Origin of the sequence: Streptomyces sp. NPDC050147 (assembly GCF_040660195.1) — a bacterium.
Taxonomy (GTDB): domain Bacteria; phylum Actinomycetota; class Actinomycetes; order Streptomycetales; family Streptomycetaceae; genus Streptomyces.
Genome location: NZ_JBFALJ010000047.1, coordinates 1 through 15,372 on the forward strand (window position 1 = coordinate 1; position 15,372 = coordinate 15,372).

The window sequence follows — 15,372 nt, forward strand, 5'->3', positions numbered from 1 at the left end:
GACCGCATCGCCGTACTCAACGACGGCAAGATCGCCGCCGAAGGCACCGCCGAAGAACTCAAACGACTCATCCCCGGCGGCCACGTACGCCTGCGCTTCACCGACCCCGACGCCTACCGGCACGCGAGCGGCACCCTCACCGAAGCCACCCGCGACGACGAGGCCCTCACCCTCCAACTCCCCAGCGACGGCACACAGCGCGAACTGCGCTCCATCCTCGACTGGCTGGACTCCGCGGCCATCGAGGCCGACGAACTCACCGTCCACACCCCCGACCTCGACGACGTCTTCTTCGCCCTCACCGGCGGCACCGACAAGCCCAAGGAGGCTGTCCGATGAGCTCCCTCTCCCTCACCGCCCGCGACTCGACCACAATGCTGCGCCGCAACCTCCTGCACGCCCGGCGCTACCCCTCCCTCACCCTGAACCTGCTGCTCACCCCGGTCATGCTGCTCCTGCTCTTCGTCTACATCTTCGGAGACGTGATGAGCGCGGGCATCGGCGGCGGTGGAGCGGATCGCTCCCAGTACATCGCCTACATCGTTCCCGGCATCCTGCTCATGACCATCGGCGGCACCGTCGTCGGCACCGCCGTGTCCGTCTCCATGGACATGAGCGAGGGCATCATCGCCCGCTTCCGCACCATGAACATCCACCGCGGCTCCGTACTCATCGGGCACGTCGTCGGCAGCGTCCTTCAGTCCGTCGCCAGTGTCGTCCTCGTGGGCGCCGTCGGCGTGGCCATCGGCTTCCGGGCCACCGACGCCACGCCCCTGGAGTGGCTGGCCGCGTTCGGGCTGCTCGTCCTCTTCGCCACCGCGCTCACCTGGGTCGCCGTCGGCATGGGCCTGGTCAGCCCGAACGCCGAGGCCGCCAGCAACAACGCGCTGCCGATGATCATGCTGCCGCTCCTGTCCAGCGCCTTCATCCCGGTCGGCACGATGCCGGGCTGGTTCCAGCCGATCGCCGAGTACCAGCCCTTCACCCCCGCCATCGAAACCCTCCGCGGCCTCCTCCTCGGCACCGAGATCGGCAACAACGGGTGGCTCACCATCGCCTGGAGCCTGGGACTGACCGTGCTCGGCTACTTCTGGTCGAAGTCCGTCTTCAACCGCGACCCGAGGTAGCCACAACGAGCCCCACCGAGCCGCAACGACCGGCACACGCGACGACCCGGCACACGCGAAGGCCCCCGCACCCAACACTCTGGGTACGGGGGCACGTCGCGCGAGCCGGGGGACGTCAGGCGGCGGCAGGCACCGCCTGCGGCTCGTCGACAGGCCCGAACTCGTCGAGCGGCGAGGCCGACGCGTTCTCGTAGGCGTCACGGTCGAGGATCTTCTCCCTGGCGGCGACGATCACCGGGACGGCCGCCTGGCCTGCCACGTTCGTGGCCGTGCGCATCATGTCCAGGATCGGGTCGATGGCGAGGAGCAGGCCCACGCCCTCCATCGGCAGGCCCAGCGTCGACAGGGTCAGCGTCAGCATCACCGTGGCGCCGGTCAGACCGGCCGTGGCGGCCGAGCCGACCACCGAGACGAAGGCGATGAGCAGGTACTCCTTGATGCCCATCTGCACGTCGAAGATCTGCGCGACGAAGATCGCGGCGATCGCCGGGTAGATCGCGGCGCAGCCGTCCATCTTCGTGGTGGCGCCGAACGGCACCGCGAAGGACGTGTACTCCTTCGGCACACCGAGCCGCTCGGTGACCTGCTGGGTGACCGGCATCGTGCCGACCGAGGAGCGGGAGACGAAGGCCAGCTGGATCGCGGGCCAGGCGCCCTTGAAGAACTGCAGCGGGTTGACCTTGGCGACCGTGGAGAGCAGCAGCGGGTAGACGCCGAACATCACCAGGGCGCAGCCGACGTAGATGTCGGCGGTGAACGTCGCGTACTTGCTGATCAGGTCCCAGCCGTAGTCGGCGATGGCGAAGCCGATGAGGCCGATGGTGCCGATCGGCGAGAGCTTGATGACCCACCACAGGGCCTTCTGGAGCAGCGCGAGCACGGACTCGCTCAGGTCCAGGATCGGCTGGGCCTTGTCACCGATCTTCAGTACGGCGATACCGGCGACGGCGGCCATGAAGACGATCTGCAGGACGTTGAGCTCGGTGAACGGCGTGATGACGTCCGTCGGGATGATTCCGGTGAGGAAGTCGATCCAGGAACCCGAGGTCTCCGGCTTGGCGCCGTCCTTCGGGGTCAGGCCGGTGCCGGCGCCCGGGTTCGTGATGAGGCCGATCGCGAGGCCGATGACGACCGCGATCAGCGACGTGATCATGAACCAGACCAGCGTCTGCGAGGCGAGCCGCGCCGCGTTGTTGACCTTGCGCAGGTTGGTGATCGACACCAGGATCGCGAAGAAGACGAGCGGGGCGACCGCCAGCTTCAGGAGCCCGATGAAGGTGCTGCCGACCTTGTCCAGGGTGGTGACGAGCCAGGACACGTCCTGGCTGCGTGCCAGCCAGCCGAGCAGGACGCCGAGGACCAGGCCGCCGAGGATCTGGGCCCAGAACGGCAGTTTGAGGAACTTGGGTATCCGGGAGCCGGACTTCGGCTGCTCGGCCGCTGCGGCCGGGGATACGGGGGAGTTCGCGGACACGGACACACTCCGGGTAATGGCGGGGGGACGTGAGGGAGCGGCGACCGCGAGGGGTCAGACGGAACGGCCTTGAGGGCGCCGCTGCAGTGCAGATGTCACTTGGTGCTTGTCGTCGCGCTGTTCTACGAGGCTCAGCGAGAACTCAGAGACGGCGACGACAGGCCGCGGACATGCAGCGGCAGAGATCGACATGCAGGCGCGCCACGAGCGGAACACTCATGGCGATGCGGTGCGCGGCTGCTGTCTTCATGGCGAACACGTTAACACTTGAACTTTGGGAACATCAAAGGTCTTGTTTGAGGTGAGAGGGGACAATCCCAGGCCGAGTCACCCTTGGGACGCAAGAAACCCCGGCCCGGAGCGTTGGCTCCAGTACCGGGGTCGAGGTCTTTGTGACGAAACTTACGGCTTCAGGACTTCGCGCGGGCCGCGTCGTCGGCGAGGTCCTCCTGGGTGCGGTTCGCCTCCAGGTTGGCCTTGGTGCGTTCCACGCGCTCGACGACCTGGATCGACGCCCGGTCCCGCTCTCCCCGCAGCACCACGAAGCTGATGGGCGCGGAGATGACGAGGGCGAGCAGCAGGACCCAGAGGAGGTTGGAGTCCCCGAGCCCCTTCGGCAGGACGCCGACGTAGACAAGTCCCCAGACCGCGAAAAAGCAGCCCACGAAGACCCCGAGGCGCATCAGCGTGTAGCGGAGCATGTCAATCCACTCTTCCGTTCCGAAATAGCCCGAGTAGGACGAGCCACTCCAGTGAAGCATGGGAGGGGTCGCGCCCGGCAAGGGGGTGAGCCCTCTCCCCCGCGCTCTCAGCCCAGCGGGAGAAACATCGTGATGTCGTCGCGGTCGTCACCGGGGGCGACGCGGATCGCGTCGGGCACCCTCCCGACCTCCTTGTACCCGCAGGACTCGTAGAACCGGTCGACTCCCGTGCCGCCCCGGCAGGTCAGCCGGATCGCCTCGATCCCGTCGAGCCCGCGGGCGGCGTCGGCCGCCGCGGCCATCAGGTCGCGGCCGTATCCCTTGCCCTGGTGCCTGGGGTGCACCATCACCACGTACAGCCAGATCCAGTGCTTCATCAGCCGGTGCGTGTTGTACGTGAGGAAGGCGGTCGCGGCGACGGCGCCGTCCTCGTCGTACCCGACGAGCAGCCGGGTGTGCCCCTCGCTCAGCTGGGCCAGGCGCCCCAGCCACTCGGGCCGGATGTCGTCGACCGTCACGGGCGGTACGAATCCGACGGCTCCGCCGGCGTTGGACACGTCGGCCCAGAGGGCGAGGACGCCGTCACGGAGGGCGGGATCTATCTCCGGGTCCAGCCGGAAAGTAAGTGCCATGGCGTCAGATTAACTATTACTCACTCCGCGCCTCAAGCGCGTTCCGCATCCCGGACAACGCAGCGTTCCGCATCCCGGCAACGCAGCGAGCCCCGGCCGCGGGGGCCGGGGCTCGCTCACGACAGCGCGTGTCGTACGTCAGACGCGCATCGCCTGCGGAGTGTCACGGAGGGTCAGGTCGGGCCCTTCGTACTCACGGATCGACTCGTACCGCGTGTTCCGCTCGACGGGGCGGAAGCCCGCCTCGCGGATGAGGTCGAGCAGGTCGTCGCGTGTCAGCTTGTTCGGCGTACCGAAGTTGTCCGCGTCATGCGTGATCTTGTACTCGACGACCGAGCCGTCCATGTCGTCCGCGCCGTGCTGCAGCGCGAGCTGCGTCGTCTGCAGGCCGTGCATGACCCAGAAGACCTTGACGTGCGGGACGTTGTCGAAAAGGAGGCGCGAGACCGCGAAGGTCTTCAGGGCCTCGGCACCCGACGCCATGGTCGTGCGCGCCTGGAGGCGGTTCCTGACCTTGCCGTCCTTCATGTCCACGAAGTCGTGCTGGTAGCGCAGCGGGATGAAGACCTGGAAACCGCCGGTCTCGTCCTGGAGTTCACGCAGCCGCAGCACGTGGTCGACCCGGTGCCGGGGCTCCTCGATGTGGCCGTACAGCATCGTGCACGGGGTCTTGAGACCCTTCTCGTGCGCGAGCCGGTGGATGCGCGACCAGTCCTCCCAGTGGGTGCGGTGGTCGACGATGTGCTGCCGCACCTCCCAGTCGAAGATCTCCGCGCCGCCACCGGTGAGCGACTCCAGGCCCGCCTCGATCAGCTCGTCCAGGATGTCGGAGGCCGACATTCCGGAGATCGTCTCGAAGTGGTGGATCTCCGTGGCCGTGAACGCCTTCAGGGAGACGCTCGGGAGCGCCTTCTTGAGCTCGCTCAGCGAACGCGGGTAGTAGCGCCACGGCAGGTTCGGGTGCAGGCCGTTGACGATGTGCAGCTCGGTGAGGTTCTCGCCCTCCATCGCCTTGGCGAGCCGGACGGCCTCCTCGATGCGCATCGTGTACGCGTCCTTCTCGCCCGGCTTGCGCTGGAACGAGCAGTACGCGCACGAGGCGGTGCACACGTTCGTCATGTTGAGGTGGCGGTTGACGTTGAAGTGCACGACGTCGCCGTTCTTGCGCGTGCGCACCTCGTGGGCGAGACCGCCGAGCCAGGCGAGATCGTCCGACTCGTAGAGGGCGATGCCGTCCTCGCGGGACAGCCGCTCACCGTCCCGGACCTTCTGCTCAAGATCGCGCTTGAGACCTGCGTCCATGCCCTCGCCCTTACCTCTCCAGCAACCTACGGCCTACGGCCTGCCACAAACTCTCCCCAACCGTACGCCCCGGAGCTCACTCCTCTTCGGGCAGCTCTCCGACCCTGTTCTCCCACTTCGTGGAGAGCACGATCGTCGTACGCGTCCGGGAGACGCCGCGCGTGCCGCTGAGGCGGCGGATCGTCTTCTCCAGGCCGTCCACGTCACTGGCCCGGACCTTGAGCATGTACGAGTCGTCGCCCGCGATGAACCAGCAGTCCTCGATCTCGTGCAGGTCCTTCAGGCGCCGTGCCACGTCCTCGTGGTCGGCGGCGTCCGAGAGGGAGATGCCGATGAGGGCGATGACGCCCAGGCCGAGCGAGGCGGAGTCGACGGTCGCGCGGTAGCCGGTGATGACGCCCGCGGCTTCGAGGCGGTTGATCCGGTCCGTGACGCTGGGGCCGGAGAGGCCGACGAGCCGGCCCAGTTCGGCGTACGAGGCCCTGCCGTTCTCGCGCAGAGCCTGGATGAGCTGCCTGTCCACGGCGTCCATAGGTGCGATGCCTTTCATTATTCAGCGATACCGCGAGTCTATGTTAAGAATCTAAGGTACAGAAGGGCTTAGCCCTATGAATCTTCCCCGTCGGTGCCGGTCTCGGTGACGGTGGCGGTGTCAGTCGGCCAGGTCACCGCAGACCGCGCGCGACGCGCCGCGCAGGAGCGCTAGTCCCCCGAAGGGGCAGAGCCTCCCCCGAGCTCTCCCTTCCAGCGGCGGTACAGCCGATGCGGCACACCCGCCGCGTCGAGCGTCCGCCCGGCGACGAAGTCCACCAGATCCTGGATGTGCGTCGCCCCCGCGTAGAACGCCGGCGAGGCGGGCAGCACGACCGCGCCCGCCTCGTCCAGCGTCACCAGATGCTTCAGCGTCTGCCCGTTCAGCGGCGTCTCGCGTACGCAGACGACCAGTTGACGCCCTTCCTTGAGCGTCACGCTCGCCGACCGCTGCAGCAGATCCTTGGAGAGCCCGAGCGCCACCCCGGCCACGCACGCCGTGGACGCGGGCACGATCAGCATCCCCTTGGTCGCGTACGACCCCGACGACGGCCCGGCGGCCATGTCCCCGGCCGCCCAGTACCGCACGTCGTCCACCGGCACCTCGAAGGTCCCCGGCTTCCCGTCAGCGCCCCGGCCGAGCCACTCCCGCAGGTCCTCCTGCCAGTGCGCGTCCCGGAAGGCGATGCCCGTCTCGTCGAGGATCGTGAGGCGCGAGGCCCGCGAGACCACCAGATCCACGCTCTCCCCGGCGGCGAGCAGCGCACGCAGCACGGCGGCGGCGTACGGAGTCCCCGAGGCCCCCGACACCCCCACGATCCAAGGCTTACGCTCCGTATCTCCTGGCTTCACGCTGTGAGCCTAGACGGTCAGTCCGCGCACCAGCAGATCGAGCAGCGCACACGCGAAGAGCGCGATGCCGATGAAGCCGTTGACCTGGAAGAAGGCACGGTTGAGCCGCGAGAGGTCATGCGGCTTCACGATCGAGTGCTCGTACACGAAGGCACCGGCGACCACCGCGAGGCCGAGCCAGAAGAAGACGCCGGCGCCGGTGTCCGCCGCGTACCAGACGAACAGCGCCGTGGTCACGAGGTGACAGCCTCGCGCGCCCCAGATGGCGGCCGGGATGCCGAACCGCGCGGGCACCGACTTCACGCCGACCTCGCGGTCCGTCTCCACGTCCTGGCAGGCGTAGATCAGGTCGAAGCCGCCGATCCAGACGCCGACCGCGAGGCCGAGGATGACCGCCTGCCAGGACCACTCGCCGGTGATGGCGATCCACGCGCCGACCGGGCCCATCGCCTGGGCGAGGCCGAGGATCGCCTGCGGGAAGTTCGTGAACCGCTTGCCGTAGGGGTAGACGACCATCGGGATCACCGCGAGGGGCGCGAGCGCCAGGCACAGCGGGTTGAGCAGGGCGGCCGCGCCGAGGAACACCACGAGCGCGATCAGCGCGCCGGTCCAGGCGGACTTCACCGAGACCGCGCCCGTGACGAGCTCACGGTGGGCGGTCCTCGGGTTACGGGCGTCGATCTCCCGGTCGATGACGCGGTTCGCGGCCATGGCGAACGTGCGCAGGCCGACCATGCAGATCGTGACCAGGAGCAGTCGGCCCCAGTGGATGTTCTCGTCGAGCAGGAACATCGCGGTCAGCGCGGCGATGTAGGCGAAGGGCAGGGCGAAGACCGAGTGCTCGATCATGACGAGGCGCAGGAACGCCTTGACCTTGCCGGGCGGTACGGGCTCGGGCCCGAAGAGTTCCGGGGTCGCGGAATCAGCACTCATCTTTAGAGCCCGTACTCCTTCCAGCGGCGGTCGACCTTCGACGCCGTCTCGGGGTCGGACTCGACCATGTTCGGCCAGCCCCCGTCCCGGGTGTATCCCTCTTCGGGCAGCTTCTTCGTCGCGTCGATGCCCGCCTTGCCGCCCCAGAACTGCTGGTAGGAGGCGTGGTCGAGATGGTCGACGGGACCTTCGGCCACCGTCAGGTCGCGCGCGTAGTCGGTGTTGCCGAGCGCGCGCCAGGACACTTCGTGCAGGTCATGGACGTCGCAGTCCTTGTCCACGACCACGATCAGTTTCGTCAGGGACATCATGTGGGCACCCCAGATGGCGTGCATGACCTTCTGCGCGTGCTTGGGGTACTTCTTGTCGATCGAGACGATCGCGCAGTTGTGGAAGCCGCCGGACTCGGGCAGGTGGTAGTCCACGATGTCCGGGACGATCACCTTGAGGAGGGGGAGGAAGAACCTCTCCGTGGCGCGGCCCAGCGGGCCGTCCTCCGTCGGCGGACGGCCCACCACGATCGACTGGAGCAGCGGACGCTTCCGCATCGTCACGCAGTCGATCTTCAGGGCCGGGAAGTCCTCCTGCGGCGTGTAGAAGCCGGTGTGGTCGCCGAAGGGCCCCTCCGGCAACATCTCGCCCGGCTCAAGCCAGCCCTCGATGACGACCTCGGCGTGCGCGGGGACCTGGAGCGGGACCGTCTTGCAGTCGACCATCTCCACGCGCTTGCCCTGGATGAACCCGGCCAGCATGTACTCGTCCATGTCGCCGGGCAGCGGCGCCGTCGACGCGTACGTGACCGCGGGCGGACACCCGAAGGCGATCGCCACGGGGAGCTTCTCGCCCCTGCGGGCGGCCACCTGGTAGTGGTTGCGGCTGTCCTTGTGGATCTGCCAGTGCATGCCGATGGTGCGCTTGTCGTGACGCTGGAGGCGGTACAGGCCGAGGTTGCGCACCCCGGTGTCCGGGTCCTTGGTGTGGGTCAGACCCAGGTTGAAGAAGGAACCGCCGTCCTCGGGCCAGGTGAAGAGCGCGGGCAGCTTCTCCAGGTCGACGTCGTCGCCGGTGAGCACGGTCTCCTGCACGGGCGCGTTGTCGGACTTCACCTTCTTCGGCGGTACGTGCGTCATCGCGCCGAGCTTCCCGAAGGCCTCGCGCACGCCGACGAAGCCGTGCGGCAGCTCCGGCTTGAGGAGGCCGCCGATCTTCTCGCTGATCTGGCTGTACGACTTCAGGCCGAGCGCCTTCAGGAGGCGGCGGTCCGTCCCGTACACGTTCATCGCGAGGGGCATCGCCGAGCCGCGCACGTTCTCGAAGAGGAGCGCGGGGCCGCCGGCCTTCTGGACCCGGTCGGTGATCTCGCCGACCTCCAGGTACGGATCGACCTCGGCCTTGATGCGCTTGAGATCGCCCTCGCGCTCCAGTGCACGGAGCAGGGAGCGAAGATCGTCATAAGCCATGCGTTCCAGTATCGGTCACCGGCTACCCTGGCCCCGTCACCGGGGCCCTGACGCCGCCCGCCAACCGTCGCTGGGGGAATCTCACCACCATGCTCAGGTATCTGCCGTTCCTGCTGGTCCTGGCGGTGTGGATCTACGCCTTCATCGATGTCCTGAACACTCCGGAGAAGGAGATCAGGCATCTGCCGAAGGTGGTGTGGGTCATCATCGTGCTGCTCTTCGGCGAGGTTCTCCTCGGTCCGATCGCCTGGTTCGTCACGGGCAAGGCGCGCAAGACGCCTGGCGCGGGGGGTGGCCCTCGCTCCGGGCGCGGCGGAAACGGCGGGCGCGGACCGTGGGTGGCGCCGGACGACAACCCCGAGTTCCTGAAGTCCCTCAGGGACGAGAAGCCGGACGAGAAGAAGAAGGACAAGGGCGACGAGGGCTGATGATGGAGCTTCGGCTGCTCGTCACCTTCGAGAAGGTCGCCTCCGTACTCAGCTTCACGCAGGCCGCGGCCGAGCTGAAGTACGCCCAGTCCAGCGTCACCAGCCAGATCCGCTCCCTGGAGTCCTCGCTCGGCGCCGAACTCTTCGACCGGCTCGGCAGCCGCATCCGCCTCACGGAGGCGGGTGAACGCCTCCTCCCCTACGCCCGGCAGATCATCGAGCTGACGGACGAGGCACGGTCCGCGGTCGTGGACGCCGGGGAGCCCAGCGGCGCCATCGCCGTCGGCACGATGGAGTCGCTGACGTCCTACCGGCTGCCCCCGCTGCTCGAACTCTTCCACCACCGCTACCCGAAGGTGCAGCTCTCCCTGCGCCCCACGCTGGGCGACGAGACCCGGCATGCGCTGCGGCAGGGGACGTACGACGTCGGGTTCCTCATGGAGCGGGAGACCGAGCACGCGGGCCTGGAGACCGAGGTGCTCGCCGAGGAGCCGCTGGCCCTGGTCTGCGCGCCGACGCATCCGCTGGCGGCGCACGCGGCGGACTCGCTCACCACGGGCGATCTGGCGGCGGTGCAGCTGGTCGGTACGGAGCCGGGCTGCCCCTACCGGGATCTGTTCGAGGACGAGCTGCGGGTGCGGAACGGGGCTCCGCCGCCCTTCATGGAGTTCGGCACGATCGAGGCCACCAAGCGGGGAGTCGCCGGTGGCCTCGGGGTGGCGCTGCTGCCGCGGATGGCGGTGCGCGACGAGCTGGCATCGGGGGTGCTCGTCACGCTGCCGTGGGAGCCGCCGTTCGTCCTGCACACGCAGCTGGCGTGGCGCTCGGGCAAGCGGCTTCCCGCCCATGTGCGGCTCTTCATCGACCAGTCGGTACGGCTGGTGCGGGAGCAGGCAGCGGAGCCGGTGAACTAGCGACTGTCCTGGGCGTCTTGGCACGGTTGATCTTCAGGCTCGCGAAGACGATCAGCGGTACGCCGAGCGCCTGGACGAGGCCGATGTGGTGCCCGTAGACGGCCCAGTCGGCGACCATCGCGACCGCCGGGTACGTGAAGGCGAGTACGGCGATCTTGGCGGTGGGCAGCTTCGCGTACGCCGCGTACATCAGGACGTACATCAGGCCGGTGTGGATGACGCCGAGGCCGACCAGCCAGCCCCATCCCGCGCCCGTTCCGCTCATCGCTCCGAAGTTCGCGAAGGGCAGCAACAGCGGGATGCCGACGAGTACTTGGACGAGGGCGATCAGGTGAGGCCGCACGCCGGTGATGCGCTTGGTCACGAGGGTGGAGAGGCCGTAGAGCAGCGCGGCGAGGAGCGCGAAGCCGATGCCGGTGAGCGAGCCGAGGTCGCCGGGCCGCACTCCGGAGACGAGCACGAGGCCGCCGAACGCGGTGCCCAGCCACATGAGTTGCCGCCCAGTCAGGCGCTCGCGGAAAATGACCGCGCTCAGCAGCACGAGCAGGAACGGCTGCGTGTGGTAGACGACGGTGGCCAGGGAGATGGAGGTCTCCTCGTACGCCTTGAAGAGGAACACCCAGTTGAAAACGATGAACGCGCCGCCGAGCGCGGCGAGGCCGAGCTTCTTCGGGGTGATGCCGTGGTCGCGGAAGTAGCCGCGGGCGAAGGCGTAGGCGCCGAGGGCGAGCGCGCCGAAGAGCACGCGGAAGAAGACGACGTTGAAGGCCGAGGCGCCGGATTCGACGACGAAGATCCCGAGGGTGCCGGAGAGCACCATCGCGGCGGTGAGCTGGGCCGTGCCCTTGTTCTCTGAGGTCATGGAGTTCATGCCCTGAAGCTACGAGCGGGCGTATGCGCTGGTCCACGAGCCAGTGTGGCGTCCTGCCGATGGGGTCATCGGCGGGGACGATGAGGCGTGACAGAGGGGTGTGCACATGGACCGGACACAGGCCGGCGCGTGGCTCGCGACCGCCGTCGACGAGGCCCGCCACGGGCTCGCGGAGGGCGGCATCCCGATCGGCGCCGCGCTCTACGGCGCGGACGGGTCCCTGCTGGGGAGCGGTCACAACCGCCGCGTCCAGGACGGTGATCCGTCCCTGCACGCGGAGACGTCGGCGTTCCGGAACGCGGGACGGCAGCGCAGCTACCGCGGGACGACGATGGTCACGACCCTCTCGCCCTGCTGGTACTGCAGTGGCCTGGTACGGCAGTTCGGGATCTCGCGGGTGGTCGTGGGCGAGGCGCGGACGTTCCAGGGCGGGCACGACTGGCTCGCGGAACACGGCGTGGAGATCGTGATCGTCGACGATCCCGCGTGCGCGGCGATGATGCGGGACTTCATCGCGGCGCGGCCGGAGCTGTGGCACGAGGACATCGGCCGGGGCTGATCACTCGCTCTTCTCGTACGTGTCCCGCAGCTCCCGCCACCGGTCCAGGCTCCACGTCGACCAGTCCTTCGGCCGCCCGTCGAGTGCGTCGACGAGGAACTCGAAGTGGTTGTGCCAGCCGGCGAGGCAGTCGAGGCGCAGCTCGTCGTCGCCGTCGAACTCGTTCGTGAAGCGGACGGTCGTACCGGTGTTTCCGTCGGCCGCCTCCAGGTGGAAGCGGCACCGCCCGTGCAGGTCGATCGTGTACTCGGCGACCCGCTCCGGGTCCCATGCGGTGATGTGCCCCGAGTGGACGGCCGACTCCTCCCCGTTGAGCCAGCGCAGCGTGACCGCGCCGCCGAGCCGCGGCTCGAACACGTCGGCGGCGGCCAGCCACCCCGGAAGACCCTCCGGGGTGGCCACCGCCGCCCAGACCTTTTCCACAGGATGGGGAAGGTGGAGCTCGTAATGGAGGTGCTGGATGGGCCCCCCGGCACCGGTGGAGTGCTCCGAACTGCTCGTGCCCTGCCCGATCGTCGCCGTCATGGTCCAAGCCTGGCCCGGTACGCGCCATTCCGCACTCGCTGCGAGTGCACGGCAAAGGCCGGTTTCCGTGACCCGGGTCACGGAAACCGGCCTCAAGAGGCGATGACAGTGCCCGGGTCAGACGCCCGCGTACGAGTGCTTGCCGGTGACGAAGATGTTCACGCCGTAGTAGTTGAACAGCCAGCAGCCGAAGGCGATCAGGGCGAGGTAGGCGGCCTTGCGGCCCTTCCAGCCCGCCGTGGCGCGCGCGTGCAGGTAGCAGGCGTAGGCGACCCACGTGATGAAGGACCAGACCTCCTTGGGGTCCCAGCCCCAGTAGCGGCCCCACGCGTCGCCCGCCCAGATCGCGCCCGCGATGATCGTGAACGTCCACAGCGGGAAGACCGCGGCGTTCACGCGGTAGGAGAACTTGTCGAGCGTGGCCGCGGCGGGGAGGCGCTCAAGGACGGAGGTCGCGAAGCGGCCGGGCTGTCCGCCGGAGGCCAGCTTGTTCTCGTAGGAGTCGCGGAAGAGGTAGAGGATCGTCGCGACGCCGGCCAGGTAGAACGTCGCGCCGCAGAAGATCGCGGTGGAGACGTGGATCCACAGCCAGTACGAGTGGAGGGCGGGCACCAGCTGATCGCTGGCCGTGTACAGGACCGTGACGGCGAGACCGAGGTCGAGGAGGACCGTGGTGACCAGCGGAAGGCCGAGCCAGCCGACGTTCTTCTTCAGCGCCATGAGCACGAGGTACACCCCGACGGCCATCGTGGAGAACGTCAGGTTGAACTCGTACATGTTGCCCCACGGCGCCCGCTGCACCGAGAGCGCGCGGGTGAGCACACCGCCGAACTCCACGAGGAACCCGAGCACGGTGAGGGACACGGCGATACGGCCGTAGAGGTCCCCCTTCTCGTCACCGGCCGACGCACCGGGACCGTCCGGCACGTCGCGGCTTCCGGTGACGGAGCGGGTGACGACCTTGGGGGACGCCTTCGGCCGGTCGAGGACAGCGGTGCCGCCCTTGGCCTTGACGGTGACGCCGGGCGCCTTGGCGGCGGTCTCGGCCTTGGCGGTCAGCGCGGCGGCCGTGCGGCCGACCTTGCTGCGGCTGCCGAAGATCCACTCTGCCATGTGCGCGAAGAAGGCAAGGAGGTAGACGGCCATCGCGGAGTAGACCAGCACATTGCTGATGCTCGCGAGGTTCTCGTTCGGTTCGGCAGCGAGGGTGGTGGCGAGATTCACTTCTCAGCCCCTTCGGCAGGAACAACATCGGGGGTGGAGTCGCCATGCGCGGCATCGGCATGAACGGCATGGTCTTGGTCGGGCGCGCTCGGCGCCTTCTCGTGCAGGTGCGCGGCGAGGTGGCCCAGTTCTTCGGGCAGCTTGGCGGACTCGCTGCGGCCGAGCCCGGCCATCTCGACGACGGTCACCCCGTCGGCGCCCCGGACGGCACGCACCCACACGCGGCGGCGCTGGATGAACAGCGATCCGGCGAGGCCGACGATGGCGGAGATCGCCCCGACGAGCGCCCACATGCTGCCCGGCTGCTGGGAGATCTGGAAGGTCGCCCAGCGCTTGATGTCCTTCTCGAAGGTGATCGAGCCGGCACCGTTCGGCAGCTTCATCGTCTGGCCGGGCACCAACCGCTGCTTGAAAAGCTCGCCCTTGGAGTCCTTGAACTTGGCCATCTTGCTGGTGTCCAGCTGATAGACGTTCTGCGGCAGACCGGAGTCCACACCGAGGCTTCCGTGGTACGCGGACAGCGCGAGCACGGGAAAGTCGAGCGCGGGGAACTGGGAGAACATGTTGCCCTTGCCGTGACCCGCGAACGTCGGCACGAAGAAGGCGTTGAAGCCGAGCTGTTCCTTCTTGCCGTTCTTGTCGCGGTAGCCGTCGAGGACCTTGATCGCGCCGGTGGCCGTGCCGTTGGAGTCGATCGGCAGCAGCGGCACGGACTGGGTGCTGACGACCTTGCCCTTCCCGTCGCGCACGGTGACGGTCGGGGCGTAGCCCTGGCCGATGAGGTAGACCTTCGAGCCGTCGACCTCGAGCGGCTTGTTGACCTCGATGGACGTCTTCTTCTCGGGGCCGTCGACGCCCTCGCTGTAGGTGACGTTCGCCCGGTAGGTGCGGGCCGTCCCCTTCTCGGGGCCCTTCCTCTCGAACGACGACTCGAAGCTGTCCAGCTTGAAGCTGAACGGCGCCAGGTCGTCGGTGTTGAAGAGGTTGCCGGACTTGAAGTTGTCGTACTGGGTGAGGGTGTTGGAGAACCCGTCCCCCTGGACGATGAGCTTGCCGCCCTCGGACTTGAACAGGGCGCCGACGGCGAAGGCCACCAGGAGCACGATCAGCGAGACGTGGAAGAAGAGGTTGCCCGCCTCACGCAGGTAGCCCTTCTCCGCGGCGACGGACGCCCCCGAAGCACCCTTGCCGGCCGTGAGGTCCGCGCGGAAGCGCCGCCCCTTGAGCAGGCCGAGCGCGGCCTCGTGGACCTCGTCGGGCCCGGCCTCGGTGCGCCACGTGGTGTACGCGGGCAGCCGGTCGAGCCGTTTGGGGGCGGCCGGCGGACGGCCGCGCAGCTGGCCCACGAACTGCCAGGTGCGGGGCACGATGCAGCCGATGAGGGAGATGAAGAGCAGGATGTAGATCGCCGAGAACCACACGGAGCTGTAGACGTCGAACAGCTGGAACTTCTCGTACAGCGGCCCGAGTGTGGTGTGCGCCTTCTTGAAGTCCTGGACCTTCAGCTCGTCGATGCCGGTCTGCGGGATCAGCGAACCGGGGATCGCGCCGAGCGAGAGCAGGAGCAGCAGGAGCAGCGCGACCCGCATCGAGGTGAGCTGCCGCCACATCCACCGGACCCAGCCGGTGGCCTCACGGCCGGTCCAGGCCAGCCAGCCGGTGACCCCGGGGGCGCGCTTGCCGCCGAAGGAGCCGGGCACGACGCGGTCGACCGGAGCGGTGGACAGCTGGGAGCCGGCGGCACCCAGCTCACTCTCGCTCTGCTCATCGAGAGCTTCGGTCCTGCTCGTGCCAGGGGCGTCGGTCCTGCTCGTGCCAGGGGCTTCGGTCTTGCTCATG

17 protein-coding genes are annotated in these 15,372 nt (G+C 68.3%); 5 read left to right on the forward strand and 12 right to left on the reverse strand.

Annotated elements, in window-relative coordinates:
• Positions 1-339, forward strand: a 339-nt coding sequence (locus AB0I94_RS40695) for a DUF4162 domain-containing protein (protein ID WP_363314863.1), incomplete at its 5' end; no start/stop codon positions are given.
• Positions 336-1,127 (forward strand): ABC transporter permease, encoded by a 792-nt coding sequence (locus AB0I94_RS40700; RefSeq protein WP_363314864.1) that lies wholly within the window; start codon positions 336-338, stop codon positions 1,125-1,127. The genes AB0I94_RS40695 and AB0I94_RS40700, both read left to right, overlap by 4 nt.
• Positions 1,128-1,242: 115 nt before the next feature.
• On the opposite strand, the gene AB0I94_RS40705 is transcribed toward AB0I94_RS40700, so the two are convergent.
• The 8 genes from AB0I94_RS40705 to AB0I94_RS40740 all read right to left on the reverse strand — a co-directional run bounded on the left by AB0I94_RS40705 (position 1,243) and on the right by AB0I94_RS40740 (position 9,012).
• Positions 1,243-2,601 carry a dicarboxylate/amino acid:cation symporter gene (locus tag AB0I94_RS40705; RefSeq protein WP_363314865.1) on the reverse strand — a complete coding sequence of 453 codons (1,359 nt, stop codon included), beginning with the start codon at positions 2,599-2,601 and terminating at the stop codon, positions 1,243-1,245.
• A 410-nt stretch (positions 2,602-3,011) separates the two neighbouring features.
• On the reverse strand, positions 3,012-3,302 hold the full coding sequence (locus AB0I94_RS40710; protein WP_363314866.1) for a DUF4229 domain-containing protein: 291 nt from the start codon (positions 3,300-3,302) through the stop codon (positions 3,012-3,014).
• Between the two features lie 107 nt (positions 3,303-3,409).
• The gene (locus AB0I94_RS40715) at positions 3,410-3,934 is read right to left on the reverse strand and encodes a GNAT family N-acetyltransferase (protein ID WP_363314867.1); all 525 of its coding nucleotides are present in this window, start codon (positions 3,932-3,934) and stop codon (positions 3,410-3,412) included.
• A 138-nt stretch (positions 3,935-4,072) separates the two neighbouring features.
• A complete protein-coding gene (gene mqnE, locus AB0I94_RS40720; RefSeq protein ID WP_363314868.1) occupies positions 4,073-5,236 on the reverse strand; it encodes an aminofutalosine synthase MqnE in 1,164 nt (387 codons plus the stop codon).
• A 76-nt stretch (positions 5,237-5,312) separates the two neighbouring features.
• On the reverse strand, positions 5,313-5,768 hold the full coding sequence (locus tag AB0I94_RS40725) for an Lrp/AsnC family transcriptional regulator (protein ID WP_030791839.1): 456 nt from the start codon (positions 5,766-5,768) through the stop codon (positions 5,313-5,315).
• Positions 5,769-5,938: 170 nt separating this feature from the next.
• On the reverse strand, positions 5,939-6,619 hold the full coding sequence (locus tag AB0I94_RS40730; RefSeq protein WP_363314869.1) for a UbiX family flavin prenyltransferase: 681 nt from the start codon (positions 6,617-6,619) through the stop codon (positions 5,939-5,941).
• A gap of 9 nt (positions 6,620-6,628) precedes the next feature.
• Entirely contained in the window at positions 6,629-7,552 is a 924-nt protein-coding gene (gene mqnP, locus AB0I94_RS40735; RefSeq protein WP_363314870.1) for a menaquinone biosynthesis prenyltransferase MqnP, read from the reverse strand.
• A 2-nt stretch (positions 7,553-7,554) separates the two neighbouring features.
• Complete coding sequence (locus tag AB0I94_RS40740; protein ID WP_363314871.1) at positions 7,555-9,012, reverse strand: menaquinone biosynthesis decarboxylase; 1,458 nt, start codon at positions 9,010-9,012, stop codon at positions 7,555-7,557.
• Positions 9,013-9,101: 89 nt separating this feature from the next.
• On the opposite strand from AB0I94_RS40740, the gene AB0I94_RS40745 reads away from it, so the two are divergent.
• Both AB0I94_RS40745 and AB0I94_RS40750 read left to right on the forward strand, forming a co-directional pair.
• Positions 9,102-9,440 carry a PLDc N-terminal domain-containing protein gene (locus tag AB0I94_RS40745; protein WP_363314872.1) on the forward strand — a complete coding sequence of 113 codons (339 nt, stop codon included), beginning with the start codon at positions 9,102-9,104 and terminating at the stop codon, positions 9,438-9,440.
• A gap of 2 nt (positions 9,441-9,442) precedes the next feature.
• Complete coding sequence (locus AB0I94_RS40750) at positions 9,443-10,354, forward strand: LysR family transcriptional regulator (RefSeq protein WP_363314892.1); 912 nt, start codon at positions 9,443-9,445, stop codon at positions 10,352-10,354.
• On the opposite strand, the gene AB0I94_RS40755 is transcribed toward AB0I94_RS40750, so the two are convergent.
• Complete coding sequence (locus AB0I94_RS40755; RefSeq protein ID WP_363314893.1) at positions 10,299-11,216, reverse strand: DMT family transporter; 918 nt, start codon at positions 11,214-11,216, stop codon at positions 10,299-10,301. The genes AB0I94_RS40750 and AB0I94_RS40755 overlap by 56 nt on opposite strands.
• Positions 11,217-11,331: 115 nt before the next feature.
• Here AB0I94_RS40755 and AB0I94_RS40760 point away from each other — a divergent pair, with 115 nt between their 5' ends.
• Positions 11,332-11,784 carry a nucleoside deaminase gene (locus AB0I94_RS40760; RefSeq protein WP_363314873.1) on the forward strand — a complete coding sequence of 151 codons (453 nt, stop codon included), beginning with the start codon at positions 11,332-11,334 and terminating at the stop codon, positions 11,782-11,784.
• On the opposite strand, the gene AB0I94_RS40765 is transcribed toward AB0I94_RS40760, so the two are convergent.
• The 3 genes from AB0I94_RS40765 to AB0I94_RS40775 all read right to left on the reverse strand — a co-directional run bounded on the left by AB0I94_RS40765 (position 11,785) and on the right by AB0I94_RS40775 (position 15,371).
• Positions 11,785-12,309, reverse strand: coding sequence for an SRPBCC domain-containing protein (locus AB0I94_RS40765; RefSeq protein WP_363314874.1), 525 nt, complete (start codon positions 12,307-12,309; stop codon positions 11,785-11,787).
• A 117-nt stretch (positions 12,310-12,426) separates the two neighbouring features.
• Positions 12,427-13,533, reverse strand: coding sequence for a c-type cytochrome biogenesis protein CcsB (ccsB, locus tag AB0I94_RS40770; protein WP_363314875.1), 1,107 nt, complete (start codon positions 13,531-13,533; stop codon positions 12,427-12,429).
• A complete protein-coding gene (locus tag AB0I94_RS40775; protein WP_363314876.1) occupies positions 13,530-15,371 on the reverse strand; it encodes a cytochrome c biogenesis protein ResB in 1,842 nt (613 codons plus the stop codon). Before AB0I94_RS40775 ends, ccsB begins: the two co-directional genes overlap by 4 nt.
• Position 15,372 lies beyond the last annotated feature (1 nt).